This window comes from Acidimangrovimonas sediminis (assembly GCF_002871005.1).
Taxonomy (GTDB): Bacteria; Pseudomonadota; Alphaproteobacteria; order Rhodobacterales; family Rhodobacteraceae; genus Acidimangrovimonas; species Acidimangrovimonas sediminis.
The window spans coordinates 186,348-207,935 of record NZ_PHSN01000013.1 but is presented as its reverse complement, the minus strand read 5'-3'; the positions used below and the strand labels follow the sequence as shown (position 1 = coordinate 207,935).

The window sequence follows — 21,588 nt, the reverse complement described above, 5'->3', positions numbered from 1 at the left end:
TCGCCGCACCTCAGCGAAGGTTGATCCGGATCGCGGCAGCCGATGCGAAGGGCAGGAGCGCGACCGACCCCAGGGTGATCGCGGCGACCAGGATCATCGGGGTGGCGTTGTCCATTCCCTCGGCGCCGCGCCGCACCGCCTCGGCCCCGAAGATCAGCGTCGGCACGTAGAGCGGCAGCACCAGAAGCGACAGCAGAAGGCCGCCGCGCTTCAGCCCCACGGTCAGCGCCGCGCCGAAGGTGCCGATCACGGAAAGCGCGGGCGTCCCCAGCGCCAGCGACAGCATCAGCCAGCCATAGGCCGCGTCGGGCAGCTGCATCAGCAGACCGAACAGCGGCGAGGCCAGCGTCAGCGGCAGCCCGGTGGTCAGCCAGTGCGCCAGCGATTTCATCGCGACGGCCCCTTCCAGCGGCATCGGCGCGGTGGCCAGCAGGTCGAGCGAGCCGTCCTCGTAATCCAGCGCGAAGATCCGGTCGAGCGACAGGAGGCACGCCAGCAGCGCCGCGACCCACAGGATACCCGGCGCGATTGCGGCCAGCAGTTCGGTCTTGGGCCCGACGCCGAGGGGCACCAGCACCACGACGATCAGGAAGAAGGCAAGGCCCAGGCCGAATCCGCCGCCCGCGCGGATGGCGAGCTTGAGGTCACGCAGCAGGAGGCCGATCACAGGAAGGCCTCCGCATCGTCGTCTCCGGCGCTTTCGAAATCGCGGTCGAAGGCATCGGCGGCGCGCGCCGGGTCGGCACGGAACGGCCCGAGGTCGAGGACCTCCGCCTCGTCGAGGCCAAGGTCGATATGGGTCGCGATCAGTGCCATGCCGCCGCCGGCGAGGTGATCGCGCACCACATCGGCGAAAAGCGCGACCGAGGCGGTGTCGAGCGACACGGTCGGTTCGTCCAGCACCCAGATCGGCCGCCCGGTGACCAGAAGCCGCGCCAGCCCAAGCCGCCGCTTCTGCCCGGCCGAAAGGTTCTGCGCCGGCCGGTCGGCAAGATGGGCAAGGTTCATCCGCGCCAGCGCGGCCGCGATCCCGCCGGTGCCGAAGACCCGGGCCCAGAAGGCAAGGTTCTCGGTCACGCTCAGCGTCGCCTTCAACCCGTCGGCATGGGCGGCGTAGGCCATCGCCTCGGCGGGGACCGAAACGCTGCCCGCCGCGGCCGGTTGCAGCCCCGCGAGGGTGCGCAGAAGCGTGGTCTTGCCGATGCCGTTCGGCCCGCGAAGAACCAGTGCCCGGCCCCCGGTCAACGCAAAGCTGACACCTTCCAGCACGGGAAGGCCGCCACGGGCGCAGGCAAGATCGGTGACGCGAAGCTCCATGCCGCCAGCCGTAGCCGATCGCTGCGGCCTGGGGAAGCCACAGGGTTGCCGCACTGGCGCGCGGTGTGCCGGGCAGGTTCGGGATCAGTCGGGTTCGGGCGCCGGGGCAGGGTCGAAGATCAGCGACCTGTACATCGCCCCCCGCCATGACGCCCCCCGCCATGACGCCCGCCGCGGCCAGCGTGGTCATGGGGCGGCGGAGGGTGGCGCGCCGCGCGAGAAGGGGTATGGCGGCGGCTGGCAACTGGCGCGGCCGCTGGACCGGATCACCCTCGGCGACGTCTACGATACGATGGGGCGCCTGCCGCTGTTCAACATCGGGCCGGGGGCAGAGTCGGCGGAGTGCCTGGTCGAGCAGGCGGTGGATGCCCGGATCGCGGCGACCCTGCGCGAGGCCGAGGCGCGCCTCATCGCCGAGTTCGAGGCGGTTACCGTGGAGGCCGTCGCCCGCGATTTCGAAGGCGAACTCGCGGCGCGCGGGATCGACGGATCGCCCTGGCCGGTGGCGGAGGGGGCGGGCTCCGGCGACTGAAGGCGGGCGACCGGCGGAGCGGGTCTGGGGGCGCAGATCTGACGGCGCGGGTCGGGTGGCGCGGGCTGGGCGGGGGGCTCAGGGGAAGGACGTCAGCCGGCGAGTTCGACCACCACGGCGCCGGTGGCGATCAGCGCCATCAGCAGGGTGCGCCGCGGTCCCACCGTCTCGCGCAGGAAAAGCCAGCCGATGAGGGCGGCGAAGACCGTCGATGTCTCGCGCAGCACGGCGGCCTCGCCGACCTTGTCGAGACGGGTGGCCATCATGATCGAGCCGAAGCTGGCGAAGGCGACAAGGCCGCCGACCACCCCGCGCCGCAGGAGCGGCAAGAGGTCGGACGAGGGCAGCGCGGCCCAGCGGCGCCGGGTGTAGAGCGGCATGAAGATGCCGTCGAACATGAAGAACCAGGCGAGGAAGGTGAACGGATCGGCGGCGGTGCGGATGCCGTAGGCGTCGTAGGTGGTGTAGAGCGCGACGAAGGCACCCGTCGCCACCGCGAGGCCGAGCGCGGGCACCAGCGTCTCGCGCCCGACGTCCACGTGGCGCAGGTTGTAGAGCGCGAGGCCGAAGATCCCCGAGACCAGCAGCGCGACGCCTGCCCACTGGCCCATGGTGAAATGCTCGGCGAAGAAGATCGTCGCGCCGATCACTGCGAAGAGCGGGGCGGTGCCGCGCACCACCGGGTAGACCACGGTATAGGCGCCGCGCTGGTAGGCGGAGGCCTGCAACAGCTTGTAGCAGGTCTGGATCACGATCGCGGTCGCGAAGATCGGCCACATCTGCGGCGCGGGCCAGGGCACGACGAGAAGCGCGACGGGCGCCGCCATCAGGCCATAGCACCCGTCGATGGAAGCGCGGCTGAGCCAGGGGTCGTGCCGGCCTTTCTGGAGAGCGCCGAAGCAGGCGTGCAGGACGGCGGCGAGAAGGGCGAGGGCGAGCGCCACGTGGTGGCCGGTCTCGGTGCCCTCGATCGAGGTGATGAGCTGGCTCAAGCCTTGCGACGGTGGGGGGCCGTCTGCCCCCCACGCCCCCCGAGGATATTTCCGCTCAGAAGACGGGGAAGGGAGGTCTCGCGGGGCGGACCGGACCGGATCATCCCTCGGCCCCGGTCAGGGCGCGGGCGAAATCCTCGGGGTCGAAGGGGGCGAGGTCGTCGATCTGCTCGCCCACGCCGATCGCGTGGATCGGCAGGCCGAAGCGATCGGCCAGCGCCACGAGGACGCCGCCGCGGGCGGTGCCGTCGAGTTTCGTCATCACGAGGCCGGAGACGTCGGCGAGCTTGCGGAACGTCTCGACCTGGCTCAGCGCGTTCTGGCCGGTGGTGGCATCGAGTACGAGGAGCGTGTTGTGCGGCGCGTCCGGATCCTTCTTGCGGATCACGCGGACGATCTTGGCCAGCTCCTCCATCAGGTCGGCGCGGTTCTGAAGCCGCCCCGCGGTGTCGATCATCAGAAGGTCGGCGCCCTCGGCCTGGGCCTTCGTCATCGCCTCGAAGGCGAGGCTGGCGGGATCGGAGCCCTCGGGCGCGGTCATCACCGGGACGCCCGCGCGTTCGCCCCAGACCTGGAGCTGTTCGACCGCGGCGGCGCGGAAGGTGTCGCCCGCGGCGATTACCACCTTCTTGCCCGCGGCGCGGAATTGCGCGGCGAGCTTGCCGATCGTCGTGGTCTTGCCCGAGCCGTTGACGCCCACGACCAGCACCACCTGCGGCTTGGAGGGGTAGAGCGGGAGCGGTTTCGCCACCGGGTCCATGATCCGGGCAATCTCGTCCGCCAGGGCGCGCTTGATCTCGGGGACCGATAGGCGGCGGCCGTAGCGACCCTCGGCGAGGTTGGCGGTGACGCGGACCGCCGTGTCGACGCCCATGTCGGACTGGATCAGCAGCTCCTCGAGGCTTTCCAGCATCTCGTCGTCGAGGACGCGGCGCGCCTCGGTCCGGCCGAGGGCGCGGCCGATGAAGCCGGGCTTCTGGGGCGTGGCCTCGGAGACCGGGGTGGGCGCGGCCGGGGCCGGAGGTTTCGGAGCGGGGGGCGCCGGAGTGGGGGGCGCGGGAGTGGGGGCAACCTGAGCCGGAGCGGCCGGCGTGGGTGGGGGCGCGGCCGGGGAGGCAGTTCGGGGCGCGGTTCGGGGCGCGCTGCCCTCAGGCTTTGGGACGGGGGAATCCTTGGCCGGCGGGGCAGCCGTTTCGGCGGTGCTCCCGTCGGAGTGACGTTCGTCGCGCCGTTCCTCGGCCAGCTCGGCCTCGGCCACCTCCTCGCTCGCGCCGTCCTCGACGAGGCTTTCCAGCCCGTCCCCGAGTTTCGAGGAGGACTTGAACATCCGGTCCTTGAGTTTCTTGAAGAACGACATGCGGCGGTCCGTCTTTGCGTGGGGTCTTCCTGACCTAATCCCTTGGCGGCCCGAGGGGAAGGGGGTTGGCCGCCTAGGGCCGCATCCCCAGCGCGGCGGCCGCGCCGAGCGCGATCAGCGCCTGGCCGGCCCAGTAGCCGACCCATGCCATGCGCGACGCCAGGCGCGAGAGCCGGGTGGAGGGCGCGCGGGACGCCCCCGGGCGCGGGAAGAGGACGGTCGACAGCAACAGGTCGGAGCCGAGGAACAGCGCGGCGCCGAGGATCACGGCAAGGGCGCGGTCGGGCAGGGTGAGGGCCGCCAGCATCATCGCCGTGATCGCCACGACATAGCCGCGCACCGGCCATTTCAGCGCGCCGGTGCGGGGGCGCAGCCAGATCTCGGTGGACAGCGCGAGCGCTGCCACCGCGACGGCGGGCAGCAGCAAGATGTCGCCCAGCCCGGCCCGCAGGAAGGCCGCGGCATAGGCGAGGTGCCCCAGCGCGAAAAGCGCCATCCCGGCGAGAAAGGCGCGCCGCCCGGGCCGGGACAGCGCGAAATCGCCCGCCGCGCCCAGGGCCAGCCCGAGGGTCACCAGCAACGGCGCGCCCAGCGTGGCGGCGGCGCCTGCGAGGCACAGCGTGGCCAGCGTCTTGACCCCGCTGCGGGGCCACGAGACGGGACGGGTGCACCATTGCAGCAGGTACACCGCCGCGAAGCCGACCCCCAGCGACAGGAGCGCCGTCACGAGGTTGCCGGCAAGGGTCTGGTCGTGCATCGCAGGGCTCCTTTGGTTGCGGCGCGCCCGGTGGCGCGAGGGGCGCGCCGGCGGGCGGTCTTTCGGTCCGGTCCGGGCGGCATATCCGGGGCACGCATGCGCCTTGCTCGCGCCATCATTTGCTGCTTCGCTCGGCCCCGCCCCTTTAGACCCGTTCCGGACCGGACCGAAAGACCGCCATGTTGCTTTTCACGATTGCCACGTTGATCCCCCTGCCGCTTCTCGTGATGGGGAGCGTCCTGGGCGGGCCCTGGGCGCTGGCCGCATTCGCCTATGTCACGCTGTTCGTCTTTCTTCTGGACGAAGTTGTCGCGCGGGCCGCGTCGGAGGCGCCGGAGGGGACCGAGTTTCCCGCCGCGGATCGCCTGTCGGTCGTGCTGGCCGGGGCGCATTTCTGGCTTCTGCTGCTGGCGGTTGCGGCGGTCTCGGGCGCGACGGGGCTGGGCTGGGGCGCGCGCATCGCGCTGTTCCTGGGCTTCGGGCTGTTCTTCGGGCAGGTGAGCAATTCCAACGCGCACGAACTGATCCACCGCGCGGACCGCAGCCTGTTCCGGCTGGGGATGTGGGTCTACATCAGCCTGCTCTTCGGGCACCACACCTCGGCGCACCGGCATATCCATCACCGTTACGTGGCCACGGCGGAGGATCCCAATACCGCCGAGCTGGGTGAGGGCTTCTGGGCCTTTGCGCCGCGCGCCTGGTGGGGCAGCTTTCGCGCCGGGGCCGAGATCGAGACGGCCATGCGTGGGCGGGCGCGCAAGGCGAAGGGCTGGCATCCCTACGTCACCTATGCCGGCGGATCGCTGGCCTGCCTGGCGGTGGCCGCGCTGCTGTTCGGGGCGGGTGGGGTGCTGGCCTACCTGCTGCTGGCGGCCTATGCGCAGATGCAGCTTCTGGTGTCGGATTACGTGCAGCACTACGGGCTGGAGCGGCGGGTGCTGCCCGGGGGGCGGTCGGAGCCGGTGGGGGCGGCGCATTCGTGGAACGCCGGGCACTGGTATTCGGCGGCGCTGATGCTGAACGCGCCACGGCATTCGGCGCATCATGCCCGGCCCGCGACGCCCTATCCGGCGCTGGCGATGCCCGCGGGGGGCTCCGCGCCGATCCTTCCCCATTCGCTGCCGGTGATGGGGGCGATCGCGCTTTACCCGCCGCTCTGGCACCGGATGATGGACAAGCGCGCCCGCCGCTGGCAAGGCTACGTGCCCCCCGCGACCGTTGCCGAACCGGAGGGCATGGTGCCCGCACCCGCCGGGGCGAAGGGTGAGATGCCGACCGCTGCGTGGGGCGATGCGGGCCTCCCCGACGGTTCGGTGCAGGTGGAGCCGGAGACGGGCGCGCAGGCGCGGCCCGGGCCGGCCGATCCCAACGCCGCGATCGCCGAGGCCGTCAGCCGCACGATGGCTCTGGCCCGCGGGGCGGAGGACGACCGGAGCTGAGAGGGGCGGAACTGAGAGGGGCGGAACTGAGGGGCGGCCGGTCCTCCGGCCCGTGCCGACACCCCGTTCGGCCCTGGACGGCCACGTTCCGCCCCTGGCCGCTGCTCCCCGATCCCGCGCGATCCTGGTACGCGGGCCCTTGCCATCGCGCACACTTTCGGGTGAGGTCCGGCCATGGCGACAACTGCTTCACCTGTTAACGGCATGGCCGTGCACCGGCCGACCGCCGGGATCCTGTGGATGCTCGGATCGGGCTTTGCCTTCGTCGGGGTCAATGCGATCGTCAAGTGCCTGGGCCAGTCGCTGCCCTCGACCGAGGCAGCGTTCCTGCGCTACGCGCTCGGCCTCGTCTTCCTGATCCCGATGCTGGGGCCCATCCTGCGCAACCGCTACACGCCGCGGGGCGTGGGCCTGTTTGCGGTGCGCGGCCTCGTGCATGCGCTGGGGGTGATGCTGTGGTTCTATGCCATGGCGCGGATCCCGATGGCCGAGGTCACGGCGATGAACTACCTCTCGCCGGTCTATGTCACCATCGGGGCGGCGCTTTTCCTTGGCGAGACGCTGGCTCTGAGGCGCCTCATTGCGGTCTTCGCCGCGCTCTTCGGCGTCGTGGTGATCCTGCGGCCGGGGGTGCAGGAGATCTCGCACGGGCAGATGGCGATGCTGGCGGTGGCGGTGTTCTTCGCGGCCTCCTACCTCATCGCAAAGCGGCTGTCGGACGAGGCCTCGCCCGCGGTGATCGTCGCCATGCTGTCGATCGGGGTGACGATCGCCCTGGCCCCCTTCGCCGCTGCCGTCTGGGTCACGCCCACGCTGCACGAGGTGTTCTGGCTGTTCCTCACCGCCGGGTTCGCCACTGCCGGGCACCTGATGATGACCCATGCCTTCAAGCTGGCGCCGGTGACTGTGACCCAGCCGGTGACCTTCTTGCAACTGGTCTGGGCCACGGCGACCGGCGCGCTGTTCTTCGCCGAGCCGGTCGACGGCTGGGTGATCCTCGGCGGCGGCATCATCATCACGGCGGTCAGCTTCATCACCTGGCGCGAGGCGGTGATCAAGCGCCGCCGGGTGACCCCGGTGGTGAACGAGATGAAAGGCTAGGCGTCCCTCTCCCGTCGACTTCCTCCCTCCGGGGAGTCAGAGCGCGGGCGGGCGGACCGCCGGCCAGTCGGTGGCGTGGTGCCAGGCCTGGGCGAGGCGCAGAAGCGCCCGATCGGCCCCGCGCGGCCCGATAAGCTGCATCCCCATCGGCAGGCCCGCCCCGGGGCCATCGGTCCCGAAGCCGGCGGGGACCGAGATCGCGGGCAGGCCGATCAGGCTCGCCGGCACCACCACCTCCATCCAGCGGTGGTAGGTGTCCATCTCCGCCGCGCCGATCGCCTTCGGCCAGAGCACATTCTTGTCGAACGGCCAGATCTGTGCCGTGGGCAGCACCAGCACGTCGTAGCTGCCGAACAGCTCCGCCGCGCGGGAAAACCAGGCCGAGCGGGTGACGCTGGCGCGGTGCACCTCCATCGCCGAGAGGGCGAGGCCGCGCTCTGTCTCCCACACCGCCTCGGGCTTGAGGAGGTCGCGGCGGCGGGGATCGGCATGGTGCACCGACAGGTTCGTGGCGACGGCCCAGCTGCGCAGCGTGATCCAGCTCTGCCACAGCGCGGAGGCGTCGAAGGGGGGCGCCACCTCCTCGACGATGCAGCCCAGGTCGGCCATGATCTCCAGCGCCGACCGGCAGGTTTCCAGGATGCCCGGCTCCATCGGGAAGGCCCCGCCCCAGTCGCCCAGCCAGCCGATGCGCAGCCCCCGAGGGTCGCGGTCGAGATCCTCTGCGAAAGGCTCCCATGCGCGGCCGTGGGGCAGACGCGGATCGGGCCGGGCGAGGGTTTCCAGCAGCCGGGCCAGATCCTCGACATTGCGCGCCATCGGCCCGTCGGTCGACAGCTGGTGAAGGAAGCTGTCGCCCTCGGGATCCTTGGGGACGAGGCCGTAGCTCGGCCGCATGCCGTAGACGTTGCAGAAGGCGGCGGGGTTGCGCAGTGACCCCATCATGTCCGAGCCGTCGGCGACCGGCAGCATCCGCGCGGCCAGCGCCGAGGCCGCCCCGCCGGAGGAGCCGCCCGAGGTGCGCGACAGGTCGTAGGGCGTGGCGGTCGCGCCGAACACCGGGTTCGAGGATTGCGACCCGAGGCCGTACTCCGGCACGTTGGTCTTGCCGATCAGGATCGCCCCCTCGGCCCGCAGCCGGTGCGACAGCATGCCGTCCTTCTCCGGCACGTGGTCGGCGAAGATCGGCGAACCCATGGTCGAACGGATCCCTGCGGTCAGCTGCAGGTCCTTCACCGCCAGCGGAAGGCCGTGCAGCCAGCCCTTGCGCGGCGCTTGGTCGGCGGCCCGCGCCTCGGCCATCAACGTGTCGGGGTCGCCCAGCGATACGATCGCGTTGACCTGCCCGTTCACTGCCCCGATGCGGTCGAGATGGGCCTGCATCACCTCGGCGGCGGAGGTCTCTCCCGCCGCGATCATGCGGGCCAGCGCGCTGGCGCCAAGGTCGGTGAGGTCGGTCATGCGCGGTTCCTTCGTCTGCGGTCCGGCGCAGTGTTGCCGGGTGTTTCCGGCCGGGGCAAGCCGCAGCCTGAAGAACCGTGCCCGGCGCCCGGAAATTGCGCACTCCGCGGGCGGCGTGGCACGGGCCCTAGGGTCGCGTGCGTATTTGGAGAACAATGAAAGGTCAGACCCTGCTTTCATTGTTCTCCAAATACGCAAATCTCCTGCGTCAGGTCCGGTGTCGCGGGGTGGGTGGGGGCGCGGGGCATGGCGGCGCTTGACTCGCGCCCCCGCGATGCGCAAGAGGGGGCAGCTTCGGTTCCCGGGGATCTCCCGGGTGAAAAGGGAATGCGGTGCGGTTCTTTCCGGTGTCTCCGGGTGGACCAATGCCGCGACTGCCCCCGCAACTGTAGGCGGCGAGCGACGGACGAGGATGCCACTGGGGCGCGCGCCCCGGGAAGGCCGGCCGGAGCGGTGACCCGCAAGTCAGGAGACCTGCCGAAGGGATCACCCTCTCCGGGGCGCGGGGCGCGTCCGGGAAGCGGCCAGACCGCAGAGGTGACGTTTCACCGTCTGCGAGGGGCCCGCGGCCTTTGCAAGGACATCCGTTGCGATCCCCGCCTCCCCGCCGATCCGGGGGCGCCCCTGAAGGCCAGACATCCATGACCCGACGCTTCCTCACCCTTGCCGCCGCCGGCCTTGCCGCCACCGGATCCGCACTGAGCGGCCAGTCCGCCGGGGCCGAACCGTTTGCCCTGGGCACCATCGTGGTCTCGGCCGACACCGTGCCGACGGATGCCACCAAAGTCGGCGCCACCGTCGACGTGATCGACAGCCGCCAGCTGGCCGATGCGGCGAATTCCACGGTCGCGGCGGCGCTGCGCTCGGTGCCGGGCTTCTCGCTTCGCTCCCGCGGGGGAATGGGGCAGCAGGCCAGCTTCTCGATCCGGGGCGCCAGCCAGAACTATGTCGACGTGCTGGTCGACGGCATCGACGTGACCGATCCCTCGGGCACCCAGGTGGCCTACGATTTCGGCCACCTCGGCACCGCGAGCGTCAGCCGGATCGAGGTGCTCAAGGGCTCTCAATCCGCGCTCTACGGCTCCTCCGCGGTGGGCGGCGTGGTCGCCATCCAGACCCGCCACGCGACCGAGCCGGGCCTGCATCAATACAGCTGGATCGAGGCCGGCACGCGCAAGACGCTGAACGGCTCCTACACGCTGACCTACAAGGACGACGCCACCGATTATGCCCTGACGCTGAGCCACATGGGCACCTCTGGCTACCCGGTCTGGGTCGGCGATTACGCCACCGGCAAGGACAACGGCTATTACGCCAACCGGATTTCGGCCAATGCCGCGCATACCTTCGCCAACGGGGTGAAGCTTGGCTTCGCCGCCTTCGCGCAGGCCGATCACGGCACCTATTACCCGGGCACCTACACCGTGATGTACGCGCCGAATGCGGAGGCGAGCTACAAGTCTGATACCGGCGGTCTGCGGGTCTACGGCGAATTCGAGACCGGCGCACTGAAGAACACGCTTTCTGCGCAGACCTTCCGGATCCAGCGGCACTACGTGGTCACCCCTGCCGGCGTGGGCGCCGACTACACCTATACCGGCAAGCGCAACAAGCTGGCCTACAAGGGCGAGGCGACGCTGGGCGACAAGGCGCGGCTCGTGTTCGGCGCGGATACGACGCTTGAGACCTACGACCAGAAGGGCAGCTACGGCGCCCAGCATTCGAACCGCCGGATCAGCGGGGTCTATGCCGATCTGGCCTATGCCCTGACCGACGAGCTGACGGTGACCGGCGCGGCCCGGCGCGACCACGATTCGCGCTTCGGTGGCGAGAACACCTGGCGGCTGTCGGCGGCCTGGAACCCGCGGTCGGACGTGACGGTGCGCGCCTCCCTCGGCACCGGCTACCGGGCGCCGTCGAATTACGAGCTGTTCTCGCCCTACGGCAACACCGGGCTGCAGCCCGAAAAGAGCCGCAGCCTCGACCTGGGCATCGAGAAGCGGTTCGCCGGCAAGAGCTATCTCCGCGCGACCTATTTCCACCTGAGCGCGGATAACCTGATCGGCTACGACTACAGCTCGACCGCCTGCGGCAGCGGCTATGGCTGCTACGCGCAGGTGCCGGGGCGGTCGGTGCGCCAGGGGGTGGAGCTGGAGGGCGCCGCGGAGATCGGTCGCGCCACGCTGACGGGCAGCTATACCTATACCGACAGCTCGATCACCTCGGAATCCTGGGCGATCCCGCCGCGGCACATGGTGTCGCTGGATCTTTCCGCGCCGCTCACGGCCAAGCTGACCGGGGGGCTGACGCTGACCGGCGGGGCCGACCGCAAGACGCTGCCGAATTTCGCCACGCTGGATGCGCGGCTGAGTTATGCGATCGACGCGCGGACCGAGGCCTACCTGCGGGTGGAGCACCTGACCGATACCAGCTACCAGCTGGTCGAGGATTACGCGCAACCGGGGCGGACGCTGTATGTGGGGCTTCGCAAGAGCTTCTGACCTGATCGCCGTGGCGGTCCTGGCCGCGCTGTCCCCGGTGGGGGGCGCGGCGCTTGGCGATCCGGCGGGCAGGGTGGCGCTTGGCGATGCCGGGCTCAGGGTGTCGCTTGCCGACGCTGGGGTCAGGGTGTCGCTTGCCGACACGGGAGGCGGAGCGGTGCGTTCCGACACCGGGGGCGGTGTGCCCGCGCCTGCCCGCGTCGTGTCGATCAACCTGTGCACCGATCAACTGGCGATGGGGCTGGCGGCGCCGGGGCAGCTTTTGTCGGTGTCGTGGCTGGCGGCGGATCCCAGGTCGTCGGCCATGGCGGCCGAGGCGGGGCGCTACCGGTTGAACCGGCGGCAGGCCGAGGAGGTCTACCTGATGCGGCCGGACCTCGTGCTGGCGGGGACGTTCTCGGACCCTGCCGCGCTGGCGTTGCTGCGGCGGCTGGGCCTCAGGGTCGAGACCTTCGCGCCCGTCACCTCGCTTCGGGGCGTGCGCGCGGCGGTCCTGCGGATGGGGCGGCTGCTGGGCCGCGAGGGCGCGGCCCGGGCGGAAGTGGAGAAGATGGACGTGGCGCTGGCCCGCCTCACACCGCCGAAGGGCCTGCCGGAGAAGACGGCGGCGCTTTATTACCCGAACGGCTACAGCCCGGGGGGCGGGACGCTGGCAAATGCGATCCTTGCCGCCGCCGGGTTTCGCAACCTAGCCGCCCGGACCGGGCGGACCGGGGCGGGAACGCTGCCGCTGGAGCGGCTGGTGATGGCGGCTCCGTCGGTGATCGTCACCTCTCATCCCTATCCCGGCGCTTCGCGGGCCGAGGCGATCCTGCGCCACCCGGCGCTGCGCGAAGTCGAGAAGACGGCGAAGGTCGTCTATTCCGGGCCGTCCTGGGTCTGCGGTACGCCGGAGGTGGTGAAGGCGGTGGCACAGATGGCGGCGGTCAGATGAGCGATAGACGCCTCCTCGGAGCGCTTGGGGCGCTCCTCCTCGTCCTTTTCGTGGCGTCTCTGGCGATCGGCCCGGCGGGCGAGGGGTTCGGGGCGTCGATGCGGGCGCTTTTCACCGGCGAGGGCGGCCCGATCGTTGCGGTGATGCGCGAGATCCGGCTGCCACGGGCGCTTCTGGGGCTGATGATCGGGGCGACGCTGGGGCTGTCGGGCGCCGCGCTGCAGGGGTTTCTGCGCAACCCGCTGGCCGAGCCGGGGCTGATCGGGATCTCCGGCTCGGCCGCGCTGGGGGCGGTGATCGCGCTGCAGACCGGGCTTGCGGCGGCCTTTCTGCTGGCGTTGCCGCTGGCGGCGCTGGCCGGCGCGGTGATCGCGGTGGCGGTGCTGATGGCGCTGGCGGGGCCGCGGGGCACGGCGCTGACGCTGATCCTGGCCGGGATCGCGGTCTCGGCCTTTGCAGGCGCGCTGACGGCGCTGGTGCTGAACCTCTCGCCCAACCCCTATGCCGCCGCCGATATCGTGTTCTGGATGATGGGGTCGCTTGCCGACCGGTCGATGGTGCAGGTCTGGCTGGCGCTGCCGTTCATGCTGACGGGAAGCGTCATGCTGCTGTCGCTGGGGCGGGGCCTCGACGCGCTGACGCTGGGCGAGGATGCGGCCGAGGCGATGGGGGTGAACCTGGCGCGCCTCCGGCTGGTGCTGGTGCTGGGCACCGCGGCCGTGGTGGGGGCGGGCACGGCAGTGGCCGGGGCGATCGGTTTCGTCGGCCTCGTGGTGCCGCATGTCCTGCGGCCCTATACCGGCGGGCGCCCCTCGCGGTTGATGCCGGCCTCGGCGCTGGGGGGGGCTGCGATGGTGCTGGCGGCGGACGTGGCCGTGCGGCTGATCGCCCCGGACCGCGACCTGAAGCTGGGGGTGCTGACGGCGCTGGTGGGTGCACCGTTCTTCCTGCGGCTGATCTGGCAGACCCGGAGGGCGGGGCGATGACCGAGGGCGCGGAGGTGCTGGCCCTGCGGGAGTTCAGCGTGCGGCGCGGGGATCTCCCGGTGGTCGACCGGGTCACGCTGTCTGTGGCGGGGGGCGAATGCGTCGGGCTGATCGGCCCGAACGGGGCGGGCAAGACCTCTCTCATGCGCGGCGCATTGGGGATCCTGCCGCACGAGGGGCGGGCCTCGCTGGCCGAGATGACGCCGCGCGCCCGGGCCAGGGCCGCCGCCTGGATGCCGCAGGCGCGCGAGGTGGCCTGGCCGGTCACCGTCGAGACGCTGGTGACGCTGGGGCGCACGCCGCACCTCGGGCTGCGTGGCCCCGGCGCGGCCGACCGCGCGGCGGTGGAGCGGGCGTTGCACCGGATGGGCCTTGGCCCCTTGCGGGACCGTATCGCGACCGAGCTGTCGGGGGGCGAACAGGCGCGGGCGCTGATCGCGCGGGCGCTGGCACAGGAGACGCCGCTTCTGATGGCGGACGAGCCGATCGCCGGCCTTGATCCCGCGGGCCAGATCCGCACGATGGAGGTCTTCGCTGCGCTGGCGGGCGAGGGGCATGCCGTGATCGTCTCGCTCCACGATCTCGGCCTCGCGGCGCGCCATTGCTCTCGCCTGGTGATGATGAATCGTGGCCGGGTGGTCGCGGACGGGACGCCGGCAGAGGTGCTCAGCCCTGCCAACCTGTCCGCCGTGTTCCACGTCCGCGCGCATCACGCCCACACCGCCGACGGCCCGGTGTTCCAGCCCCTGGGCGTCACCGGCGAGGGCTGATTCCCCGGCTGCCGGTCCTGTCTACCGTCGCATACCGTGCGGTGCCCGCCGCAGCTGCCGTCTCGGGGGCATGAAGTGCGGGCGGACGATGGGGGTGTGCCGCACTGCGGCAAGCACTTGGCCTATCACGGGAAACTCGCGCAGGCGTGAAGGTGGAGGCTGTCGCTTCGCTGCACCGCCGCGCAAAGCAATTGACAAAATTGACCGTCGATCTGTCTACATATTTACAGAAAAGTCATTAATTTTTAAGTGCTTGTTGCAAAATTTTCCAACTCGACACATGATGATCCCGTCCCTGTTCTTCAGGGCAGGAGGAGGGGACCCGCGTTTGAGGAGGCGCGCCCCCGCACCACCAACGGGAGGAATTTTGATGTCCAGATACGACCTTACGCGTCGTGGGCTTCTGCGCACCGGCATGATCGCCGGGGCCGGGCTCGCGATGCCCACGATCTTTACCTCGCGCGCCAATGCCTACGTCAACGAGCCCAAGGGCGGCTCGGTCACCTTCGGGTTCAACGTGCCGCAGACCGGCCCCTATGCCGACGAGGGCGCGGATGAGCTGAAGGCGTTCAAACTGGCCGTGAAGCACCTGAATGGCGAGGGCGACGGCGGCATGCTGGGCACCTTCTCGTCCAAGGCGCTGAAGGGCAGCGGCGTGCTGGGCAAGAAGGTGGAATTCGTCACCGGCGACACCCAGACCAAATCGGACGCGGCGCGCGCTTCGGCCAAGTCGATGATCGAGAAGGACGGGGTCGTGATGATCTCGGGCGGCTCGTCCTCGGGCGTGGCGGTGGCGGTGCAGTCGCTCTGCCAGGAGGCCGGCATCATCTTCATGGCCGGTCTGACCCATTCGAACGACACCACGGGCAAGGACAAGAAGGCCAACGGCTTCCGCCACTTCTTCGATGCCTACATGTCGGCCGCCGCGCTGGCCCCGGTGCTGGCCAAGCAATACGGCAAGGACCGCAAGTTCTACATGCTGACTGCCGACTACACCTGGGGCTGGACCCAGGCCGCGTCGATGAAGGACTTCATGGAGAAAGAGGGCTGGAAGATGGTGCAGGACGTGCGCACGCCGCTCGCCTCGACCGACTTCTCGTCCTACCTCGCGCCGGTTCTGTCGTCGGGCGCCGATGTGCTGATCCTGAACCACTACGGCGGCAACATGGTCAACTCGCTGACCCAGGCCGTGCAGTTCGGGATGCGCGACAAGCAGGTGAACGGCAAGCAGTTCGAGATCGTCGTTCCGCTGATTTCCGAGCTGATGGCCAAGGGCGCCGGCAAGAACATCCAGGGCATCCTGGGCTCGTCGAACTGGAACTGGAAGTTGCAGGACGAGGGCACCAAGGCTTTCGTCAAATCCTACGGCACCGAGTACGGCGTGCCGCCGAGCCAGGCCGCGCAGACCTGCTATGTGCAGACCCTGCTGTACGCGGATGCGGCGGAACGGGCGGGAAGCTTCGATCCCTGCGCCGTGGGCAAGGAGCTCGAAGGCTTCAAGTTTGACGGTCTGGGCAATGGCCCGACGCTGTACCGCGCCGCCGACCACCAGTGCTTCAAGGACGTGCTGGTGGTGCAGGGCAACGAGAAGCCCGAGAACGAGTATGACCTGCTGAACGTGGCCGAGATCACCCCGGTCGACAAGGTCATGTACGAGCCGGACAACGAGTTCTTCAAGGGTGGCGAACTCGGCAAGTGCAACAACGGCGCCGCCTGACGCGCGCCTGATACCGGACCGGCCGCGCGCGGAGGATCAGCGCGGCCGGTACCGGACTTTACCGTTTCTCAAGGACTGCCCGGCCACGGTGTGACCGGGGCGGGTGGTCGATTGCTCTGAGGGGGCAAGATGGACGCGATCATCCTGCAAACGCTGAACGGGCTGGACAAGGGCAGCGCCTATGCCCTGATCGCCCTGGGGCTGACACTCATCTTCGGGACGCTGGGTGTGGTGAACTTCGCCCATGGCGCGCTGTTCATGATCGGCGCCTTCTGCGCGGTCACGATGCAGCGGATCCTGAACCTGTCCTACACCGTGGTGGACCCGTCGAAGAAGGATTTCCTTGGCAATCCGCTGAAGGTGCAGATGCCCTATGTCGAACACTGGTTCGGCCATGACGCGGGGGCCGCGATCATCAACTGGTCGGTGCCGCTGGCGATCTTGCTGGCGGTGCCGGTGATGTTGTTGATCGGCTTCGCGATGGAACGCGGCCTGATCAAGCATTTCTACAAGCGTCCCCATGCCGACCAGATCCTGGTGACCTTCGGCCTGGCGATCGTGCTGCAGGAGATCATCAAGCAGATCTACGGCGCCAACCCGATCCCGACGCCTGCGCCCTCGCAGCTGGCCGGATCGCTGGATTTCGGTCTGCTGATCGGGTTTCCGGCGAACACCATCGTCTACCCGCTGTGGCGGCTGGTCTATTTCCTGTTCTCGCTGGGCATCATTGGCGCGGTCTTCGCCTTCCTGCAATTCACCACCTTCGGCATGGTCGTCCGCGCGGGCATGGCCGACCGCGAGACGGTGGGCCTTCTGGGCATCAACATCGACCGCCGGTTCACCCTGATGTTCGGCATCGCCGCCGCGGTCGCGGGGCTGGCGGGGGCGATGTACACGCCGATCAACTCGCCCAACTACCACATGGGGATGGATTTCCTCGTGATCAGCTTCGTCGTCGTCGTCGTGGGCGGCATGGGCAGCCTGCCGGGCGCGGTGGCCGCCGGGTTCCTGCTGGGGATCCTCGAGGCCTATGCCTCGCTCAACGCGGTCAAGGATCTGGTGCCGGGCATCGACCAGATCATCATCTACCTCATCGCCATCGCGGTCCTGCTGACCCGTCCGCGCGGCCTGATGGGGCGCAAGGGCGTGATGGAGGAGTAAGCAGACATGCTCGGTTTGGAACGCAAGGATTTCGTCTTCCTGATCGTTGTGCTGGCCCTGACGCTGGCGGCGCCGATCCTCCTGAACCCCTTCCCGGAAAACAGCGCGCTGGCGCAGTTCAACGCGGGCTACCCTGACCTGATGCAGCGCATCGCGATCTTTGCGATCTTCGCGGTGGGCTTCAACATCCTTTTCGGCCTGACGGGTTACCTGTCCTTCGGGCACGCGGCCTTTCTGGGGGCCGGCAGCTACGCCGCGATGTGGATGTTCAAGCTGCTGAGCATGAACATCCTCCCCGCGATCGTGCTCAGCGTGCTGATCGGTGGGCTGTTCTCGCTGCTGATCGGCTATGTCAGCCTGCGCCGCTCGGGGATCTACTTCTCGATCCTGACGCTGGCCTTTGCGCAGATGTCCTTCAACCTGGCCTATTCGGTGCTGACGCCCCTGACAAACGGCGAGACCGGGCTGCAGCTGGCGCTGACCGATCCGCGGGTGCTGGACGCGGCGAACAACTCTGGCTCTCTGCCCGATACCGCGCTCTTCGGTCTTGCCATGAACTCCACCACCAAGGTCGAGATGCTGGGAAGGGTGTTCCAGTTCAACGTCGGCTACTACGTCTGCGGCCTCATCTCGGTCCTCATGTTCTACGTCGCGCTGCGCATCTTCCGGTCGCCCTTCGGCATGATGCTGCGCGCGGTGAAGTCGAACCAGAACCGGATGAATTACACCGGCCTGTCGCCGCGTCCCTACACCCTTGCGGCCTTCGTCATCTCGGGGATGTACGCGGGCCTTGCGGGCGGCCTCATGGCCTCGATGGACCCGCTGGCGGGGGCCGAGCGGATGCAGTGGACGGCGAGCGGAGAGGTCGTCTTGATGACCATCCTCGGCGGCGCGGGCACCATGCTCGGCCCGGTGCTGGGCGCGGGCTTCATCAAGTATTTCGAGAACATCTTCTCGAAGATCAACGAAACGGTCCTGCACGGCTGGTTCAGCGCGCTGCCGCACGCGATCCAGGATCCGCTCGTCTGGCTGGCCGCGCGTTTCACCGGCGAGGGCTGGCACCTGACGCTGGGGGTTCTGTTCATGCTGGTGGTGATCTTCCTGCCCGGCGGGCTGGTCGAAGGGGGGCAGCGCATCGGCGGGCTGTTCCGCCGCCGCAAGACCGACGACCCCGAACATCACCCGAAACGCGCCCCGCACGTGGCCGAGTGAGGAGACAGAGATGGGCATTCTCGAAGTCAAGAACGTGGGCAAGCGGTTCGGCGGTCTCCAGGCGCTGAGCGAGGTGAACCTCTCGGTGGCCGAGAACACGGTGCATGCGATCATCGGGCCGAACGGGGCGGGCAAGTCGACGCTGCTCAACTGCCTTGTCGGCAAGCTGATCCCCGACACCGGGTCGGTGCTGTTCGACGGCAAGTCGGTGCTGGGCCGAAAACCGCACGAGATCAACCAGATGGGGATTTCGCGCGTGTTCCAGACGCCCGAGATCTTCGGTGACCTGACGGTGCTGGAAAACGTGATGATCCCCTGCTTCGCCCGGCGCGACGGCGCCTTCCGGATGCATGCGTTCGAGAGGGTGAAGGCCGAGGCCGGGATCCTCGAACAGGCCGAAAAGATGCTCTCGGACCTGCGCATGCTGGAAAAGGCGCATCTTCACGCGGGTACGCTTTCGCGCGGCGACAAGCGCCGGCTGGAGATGGCGATGTGCCTGGTGCAGGAACCCAAGCTCCTGCTGCTGGACGAACCCACCGCCGGGATGGCGCGGGCCGACACCAACAACACGATCGACCTGCTGAAGGAGATCAAGGCGACCCGGCCGATCACCATGGCGATCATCGAGCACGACATGCACGTGGTCTTTTCTCTCGCCGACCGGATCACGGTGCTGGCGCAGGGCACTCCGCTGGTCGAGGACGTGCCGGAAAACATCAAGGGCAACCCCAAGGTGCGCGAGGCCTACCTCGGCGAAACCCAGGACGCGGAATGAGGGAGCAGGGCAGATGAGCATGATCGAAGAAACCAGGACGTCGCGGCCCGAGCGCCCCGATTTCTCGCGCCACGCCAACCATGCCGAGACGGCGCCCGCCTTCCTCTCGGTCTGGGATCTGCACGCCTATTACGGCGAAAGCTACATCGTGCAGGGCGTCAGCTTCAACGTGCACGAGGGCGAGATCCTGGCGCTTCTGGGCCGTAACGGGGCGGGCAAGACCTCGACCCTGCGCACCATCGCGCGGCTCGACAATCCGCGTCTGACCCATGGCGAGGTCTGGCTGGATCACAAGCCCCTGCACAAGATGGCGGCGCACCAGGCCTCGGCCCACGGCATGGCGCTGGTGCCCGAGGACCGGCGGATCATCCCGGGCCTGACGGTTGAGGAGAACCTGCAGCTCGCGCAGATCGCGCCGCCCATCGGCTGGTCGCTGGACCGGATCTACACGCTCTTTCCCCGTCTGGGAGAGCGGCGCAGGCAGGAGGGGGTGACCCTTTCGGGCGGTGAGCAGCAGATGCTGGCGATTGCCCGGGCGCTGGCACGCGACATCAAGGTGCTGCTGCTGGACGAGCCCTACGAGGGGCTTGCCCCGGTGATCGTCGACGAGATCGAGAAGACGCTGAACATCATCAAGGAGCAGGGCATCACCACGGTGATCGTGGAACAGAACGCGGTGCGGGCGCTGAAGCTGGCCGACCGCGCGGTCATCCTCGACACCGGGTCGGTCGTGTTCGACGGCACGGCGAAGGAGGTTCTCGACAACGCCGAGCTGCGTGCAGAATACCTTGCCATCTGAGGGCAGGGCAGGGTGCGTTGAAACGCCCCCTACGGGGTCTGTCGCGGCGCCCGGGCGATGAACATCAGGTTGTTCGCGGGCATCTCGATGCGGGCGGCAACCTCCGGCCCGCCGGCGGCGATACACGCCGCGACATGGTCCGCGTCCTTGTACCCCAGCCGGGAGTCCTGCGCACGCAGGCTTTCGTGGAACCGCCGGTCACCGGGGCTGGTGGGCTGGCCGTCGCGCAGGAACGGGCCGTAGATCAACGCCGTGCCGCCGGGGGCCAGGGCGGGACCAAGCTCGCCCAGCAGGGTATCGGCGGCCTGGTCCGGGATCAGGTGCAGAAGGTTCGCCAGCACGATCAGGTCGAACGGCCCCAGCCGCGTGCCCCAACCCGCGGCACCTGCGTCGAGTGTCACTGGCGGCAGGATGTTCGCGGCGCCCGAGGCCGCGCGCCAGCCCTCGATCGCGGCCAGGTTGGCGGACGACAGATCCGTCGGCTGCCAGCTGACATAGGGCCTGACGCCGGCGAAGCGCACGACGTGCTGGCCCGAGCCGCTGGCGATCTCCAGCGCCCGGCCCGTTTTCGGCGCGTGCGCCTCGACTTGCGCGAGGATCGGGTCGATGTTGCGCAGCGCCGACGGGGCAAGGCGGCAGGGCCCGTGCTGCCGCGCCCGCGCCGCGGTGTCGGGCAGGACGAGGGCGCTCATCCGTCGAACCGCGCGGGGTGCAGCGCCGCCACGATGTCGGTTTCCAGCGCGGGCGCGGTGCCCCCGACATGGGCGGCCAGCAGATCGGCTGCCCCCGCCGATGTCTGGAACCCGTACCCGCCCTGTCCCGCGGTCCAGAAGAAATCCGGCAGCACACTGTCCGGCCCGATCACCAGCGCGCGGTCGGGCGCGAAGGTCCGCAGGCCAGCCCAGTTCGCCAGCATCCGCGTGACCGGCGCCGTCACCCGTTCCTCGTAGCGCGCAAGCCCCTCGGCCAGGACCATGTCGTCGGCCCAGGCGTCGTGCGGATCCATCGGATGCGCCTCGGAGGGCGAAACGATCAGCGCCCCGGCATCGGGCTTGGCGTACCACGTCTCGCCCGCGCCGAAGATCATCGGCCAGCTGGCCACCTCGTGGCCTTCGGGCGCCGCGATCCGCGCCATCGACCGGCGGTAGGGCTGCAGCCCCAGCTTGCGCCCGCCCGCCATTGCCGACACCGTGTCGGCCCAGGGGCCGGCAGCATTCACCAGGATCCGCGCGGCGAAATTCCCCTTCGGCGTCGTCACCTGCCAGGCGCCACCCTGCCGCATGATCGCGGTGACGGGGGTGGCGGTCAGCGTCTCGGCCCCGTTCGCCCGCGCCGCGCGCAAGAAGTTCTGGATCAGCAGGTCGGTATCTATGTCCCAGCCATGGTCCGCGACGGCGGTATGGGTCACGGTCTCCGGGTTCAGGATCGGCACGCGGGCCTGCGCCTCCTCGACCGGGATCGGGGTCAGGCCCATGTCGGCGCAATCCTCCTCGAAGCCCGCCTCCTCCCCCGGGCCGCCGACGATCATCAGCCCGCGGGGAGAGAGCACGCCGCCATCGGCATGGAAGAGGTGATGCTCGCTCGCCGCATTCAGCGCCTTGACGACGGAAGAGCCATAGCCCGGCTCATAGAGCGCGGCGGACCGGCCCGAGGCATGGTGGGCGAACTGGCCCTCGGCCTCCAGCAGCAGGACCTTGCCGAGCGGCGACAGCCTTGCCGCCGCCGCGATGCCGGCGATGCCGCCGCCGATGATCAGGATGTCATGTGTCATGCCGCG

General features: G+C 69.5%; 20 protein-coding genes and 1 riboswitch. Of the genes, 12 read left to right on the top strand and 8 right to left on the bottom strand.

The window, feature by feature from the left end:
• Positions 1–10 precede the first annotated feature (10 nt).
• Entirely contained in the window at positions 11–667 is a 657-nt protein-coding gene (ccmB, locus tag CVV76_RS13370) for a heme exporter protein CcmB (RefSeq protein ID WP_102225154.1), read from the bottom strand.
• The gene (gene ccmA, locus CVV76_RS13365; RefSeq protein ID WP_102225153.1) at positions 664–1,317 is read right to left on the bottom strand and encodes a heme ABC exporter ATP-binding protein CcmA; all 654 of its coding nucleotides are present in this window, start codon (positions 1,315–1,317) and stop codon (positions 664–666) included. Before ccmA ends, ccmB begins: the two co-directional genes overlap by 4 nt.
• Between ccmA and CVV76_RS25195 the strand changes: the two genes are divergently transcribed.
• Positions 1,316–1,849 (top strand): Rrf2 family transcriptional regulator, encoded by a 534-nt coding sequence (locus tag CVV76_RS25195; protein ID WP_199178597.1) that lies wholly within the window; start codon positions 1,316–1,318, stop codon positions 1,847–1,849. The two genes, ccmA and CVV76_RS25195, sit on opposite strands and share 2 nt — an antisense overlap.
• A 92-nt stretch (positions 1,850–1,941) precedes the next feature.
• Here CVV76_RS25195 and CVV76_RS13355 read toward each other — a convergent pair whose 3' ends face one another.
• The 3 genes from CVV76_RS13355 to CVV76_RS13345 all read right to left on the bottom strand — a co-directional run bounded on the left by CVV76_RS13355 (position 1,942) and on the right by CVV76_RS13345 (position 4,955).
• Positions 1,942–2,841: an EamA family transporter gene (locus CVV76_RS13355; protein ID WP_102225152.1), complete on the bottom strand. Its 900-nt coding sequence runs from the start codon at positions 2,839–2,841 to the stop codon at positions 1,942–1,944.
• A 100-nt stretch (positions 2,842–2,941) separates the two neighbouring features.
• Positions 2,942–4,198 (bottom strand): signal recognition particle-docking protein FtsY, encoded by a 1,257-nt coding sequence (gene ftsY / locus CVV76_RS13350; protein WP_102225151.1) that lies wholly within the window; start codon positions 4,196–4,198, stop codon positions 2,942–2,944.
• A 73-nt stretch (positions 4,199–4,271) separates the two neighbouring features.
• Positions 4,272–4,955 (bottom strand): lysoplasmalogenase, encoded by a 684-nt coding sequence (locus CVV76_RS13345; RefSeq protein ID WP_102225150.1) that lies wholly within the window; start codon positions 4,953–4,955, stop codon positions 4,272–4,274.
• Positions 4,956–5,134: 179 nt separating this feature from the next.
• Here CVV76_RS13345 and CVV76_RS13340 point away from each other — a divergent pair, with 179 nt between their 5' ends.
• Together CVV76_RS13340 and CVV76_RS13335 are read left to right on the top strand one after the other, a co-directional pair.
• The gene (locus tag CVV76_RS13340) at positions 5,135–6,394 is read left to right on the top strand and encodes a fatty acid desaturase (RefSeq protein WP_102225149.1); all 1,260 of its coding nucleotides are present in this window, start codon (positions 5,135–5,137) and stop codon (positions 6,392–6,394) included.
• A 174-nt stretch (positions 6,395–6,568) separates the two neighbouring features.
• The gene (locus CVV76_RS13335; protein ID WP_233192867.1) at positions 6,569–7,495 is read left to right on the top strand and encodes a DMT family transporter; all 927 of its coding nucleotides are present in this window, start codon (positions 6,569–6,571) and stop codon (positions 7,493–7,495) included.
• Positions 7,496–7,531: 36 nt separating this feature from the next.
• Here CVV76_RS13335 and CVV76_RS13330 read toward each other — a convergent pair whose 3' ends face one another.
• A complete protein-coding gene (locus tag CVV76_RS13330; protein ID WP_102225148.1) occupies positions 7,532–8,956 on the bottom strand; it encodes an amidase in 1,425 nt (474 codons plus the stop codon).
• A 278-nt stretch (positions 8,957–9,234) separates the two neighbouring features.
• A riboswitch (cobalamin riboswitch) is annotated at positions 9,235–9,452 on the top strand.
• A gap of 145 nt (positions 9,453–9,597) precedes the next feature.
• On the opposite strand from CVV76_RS13330, the gene CVV76_RS13325 reads away from it, so the two are divergent.
• The 9 genes from CVV76_RS13325 (at position 9,598) to CVV76_RS13285 (ending at position 19,811) form a co-directional block, all read left to right on the top strand.
• The gene (locus tag CVV76_RS13325; RefSeq protein WP_102225147.1) at positions 9,598–11,457 is read left to right on the top strand and encodes a TonB-dependent receptor plug domain-containing protein; all 1,860 of its coding nucleotides are present in this window, start codon (positions 9,598–9,600) and stop codon (positions 11,455–11,457) included.
• Complete coding sequence (locus CVV76_RS13320; protein ID WP_102225146.1) at positions 11,432–12,391, top strand: ABC transporter substrate-binding protein; 960 nt, start codon at positions 11,432–11,434, stop codon at positions 12,389–12,391. Before CVV76_RS13325 ends, CVV76_RS13320 begins: the two co-directional genes overlap by 26 nt.
• On the top strand, positions 12,388–13,377 hold the full coding sequence (locus CVV76_RS13315; protein ID WP_102225145.1) for a FecCD family ABC transporter permease: 990 nt from the start codon (positions 12,388–12,390) through the stop codon (positions 13,375–13,377). The genes CVV76_RS13320 and CVV76_RS13315 overlap by 4 nt, the downstream gene beginning before the upstream one ends.
• A complete protein-coding gene (locus CVV76_RS13310; protein ID WP_102225144.1) occupies positions 13,374–14,147 on the top strand; it encodes an ABC transporter ATP-binding protein in 774 nt (257 codons plus the stop codon). Before CVV76_RS13315 ends, CVV76_RS13310 begins: the two co-directional genes overlap by 4 nt.
• A 370-nt stretch (positions 14,148–14,517) precedes the next feature.
• Positions 14,518–15,864, top strand: a complete 1,347-nt coding sequence (locus tag CVV76_RS13305; protein WP_102225143.1) for a substrate-binding protein — start codon at positions 14,518–14,520, stop codon at positions 15,862–15,864.
• A 129-nt stretch (positions 15,865–15,993) separates the two neighbouring features.
• On the top strand, positions 15,994–17,025 hold the full coding sequence (locus CVV76_RS13300) for a branched-chain amino acid ABC transporter permease (protein WP_102225142.1): 1,032 nt from the start codon (positions 15,994–15,996) through the stop codon (positions 17,023–17,025).
• A gap of 6 nt (positions 17,026–17,031) precedes the next feature.
• Complete coding sequence (locus tag CVV76_RS13295; protein ID WP_102225141.1) at positions 17,032–18,237, top strand: branched-chain amino acid ABC transporter permease; 1,206 nt, start codon at positions 17,032–17,034, stop codon at positions 18,235–18,237.
• Between the two features lie 10 nt (positions 18,238–18,247).
• Positions 18,248–19,012 (top strand): ABC transporter ATP-binding protein, encoded by a 765-nt coding sequence (locus tag CVV76_RS13290; protein ID WP_102225140.1) that lies wholly within the window; start codon positions 18,248–18,250, stop codon positions 19,010–19,012.
• Between the two features lie 19 nt (positions 19,013–19,031).
• Positions 19,032–19,811 (top strand): ABC transporter ATP-binding protein, encoded by a 780-nt coding sequence (locus CVV76_RS13285; protein WP_102225206.1) that lies wholly within the window; start codon positions 19,032–19,034, stop codon positions 19,809–19,811.
• A 29-nt stretch (positions 19,812–19,840) separates the two neighbouring features.
• Here the strand turns inward: CVV76_RS13285 and CVV76_RS13280 are convergent, their stop codons facing one another.
• Together CVV76_RS13280 and CVV76_RS13275 are read right to left on the bottom strand one after the other, a co-directional pair.
• Complete coding sequence (locus CVV76_RS13280; protein ID WP_102225139.1) at positions 19,841–20,503, bottom strand: DUF938 domain-containing protein; 663 nt, start codon at positions 20,501–20,503, stop codon at positions 19,841–19,843.
• The gene (locus tag CVV76_RS13275) at positions 20,500–21,582 is read right to left on the bottom strand and encodes an NAD(P)/FAD-dependent oxidoreductase (RefSeq protein WP_102225138.1); all 1,083 of its coding nucleotides are present in this window, start codon (positions 21,580–21,582) and stop codon (positions 20,500–20,502) included. The genes CVV76_RS13280 and CVV76_RS13275 overlap by 4 nt, the downstream gene beginning before the upstream one ends.
• Between the last annotated feature and the right edge of the window lie 6 nt (positions 21,583–21,588).

Excerpts from the sequence above, each read along its gene's own strand:
- CVV76_RS25195 (WP_199178597.1), top strand. The coding sequence starts at position 1,316 with ATGCCGCCAGCCGTAGCCGATCGCTGCGGCCTGGGGAAGCCACAGGGT.
- CVV76_RS13330 (WP_102225148.1), bottom strand. The coding sequence starts at position 8,956 with ATGACCGACCTCACCGACCTTGGCGCCAGCGCGCTGGCCCGCATGATC.
- CVV76_RS13280 (WP_102225139.1), bottom strand. The coding sequence starts at position 20,503 with ATGAGCGCCCTCGTCCTGCCCGACACCGCGGCGCGGGCGCGGCAGCAC.
- CVV76_RS13335 (WP_233192867.1), top strand. The coding sequence starts at position 6,569 with ATGGCGACAACTGCTTCACCTGTTAACGGCATGGCCGTGCACCGGCCG.
- CVV76_RS13325 (WP_102225147.1), top strand. The coding sequence starts at position 9,598 with ATGACCCGACGCTTCCTCACCCTTGCCGCCGCCGGCCTTGCCGCCACC.
- CVV76_RS13340 (WP_102225149.1), top strand. The coding sequence starts at position 5,135 with ATGTTGCTTTTCACGATTGCCACGTTGATCCCCCTGCCGCTTCTCGTG.
- ccmA (WP_102225153.1), bottom strand. The coding sequence starts at position 1,317 with ATGGAGCTTCGCGTCACCGATCTTGCCTGCGCCCGTGGCGGCCTTCCC.
- CVV76_RS13305 (WP_102225143.1), top strand. The coding sequence starts at position 14,518 with ATGTCCAGATACGACCTTACGCGTCGTGGGCTTCTGCGCACCGGCATG.
- CVV76_RS13345 (WP_102225150.1), bottom strand. The coding sequence starts at position 4,955 with ATGCACGACCAGACCCTTGCCGGCAACCTCGTGACGGCGCTCCTGTCG.
- CVV76_RS13275 (WP_102225138.1), bottom strand. The coding sequence starts at position 21,582 with ATGACACATGACATCCTGATCATCGGCGGCGGCATCGCCGGCATCGCG.
- CVV76_RS13310 (WP_102225144.1), top strand. The coding sequence starts at position 13,374 with ATGACCGAGGGCGCGGAGGTGCTGGCCCTGCGGGAGTTCAGCGTGCGG.
- CVV76_RS13295 (WP_102225141.1), top strand. The coding sequence starts at position 17,032 with ATGCTCGGTTTGGAACGCAAGGATTTCGTCTTCCTGATCGTTGTGCTG.
- CVV76_RS13285 (WP_102225206.1), top strand. The coding sequence starts at position 19,032 with ATGATCGAAGAAACCAGGACGTCGCGGCCCGAGCGCCCCGATTTCTCG.
- ftsY (WP_102225151.1), bottom strand. The coding sequence starts at position 4,198 with ATGTCGTTCTTCAAGAAACTCAAGGACCGGATGTTCAAGTCCTCCTCG.
- CVV76_RS13315 (WP_102225145.1), top strand. The coding sequence starts at position 12,388 with ATGAGCGATAGACGCCTCCTCGGAGCGCTTGGGGCGCTCCTCCTCGTC.
- CVV76_RS13290 (WP_102225140.1), top strand. The coding sequence starts at position 18,248 with ATGGGCATTCTCGAAGTCAAGAACGTGGGCAAGCGGTTCGGCGGTCTC.
- CVV76_RS13300 (WP_102225142.1), top strand. The coding sequence starts at position 15,994 with ATGGACGCGATCATCCTGCAAACGCTGAACGGGCTGGACAAGGGCAGC.
- CVV76_RS13320 (WP_102225146.1), top strand. The coding sequence starts at position 11,432 with ATGTGGGGCTTCGCAAGAGCTTCTGACCTGATCGCCGTGGCGGTCCTG.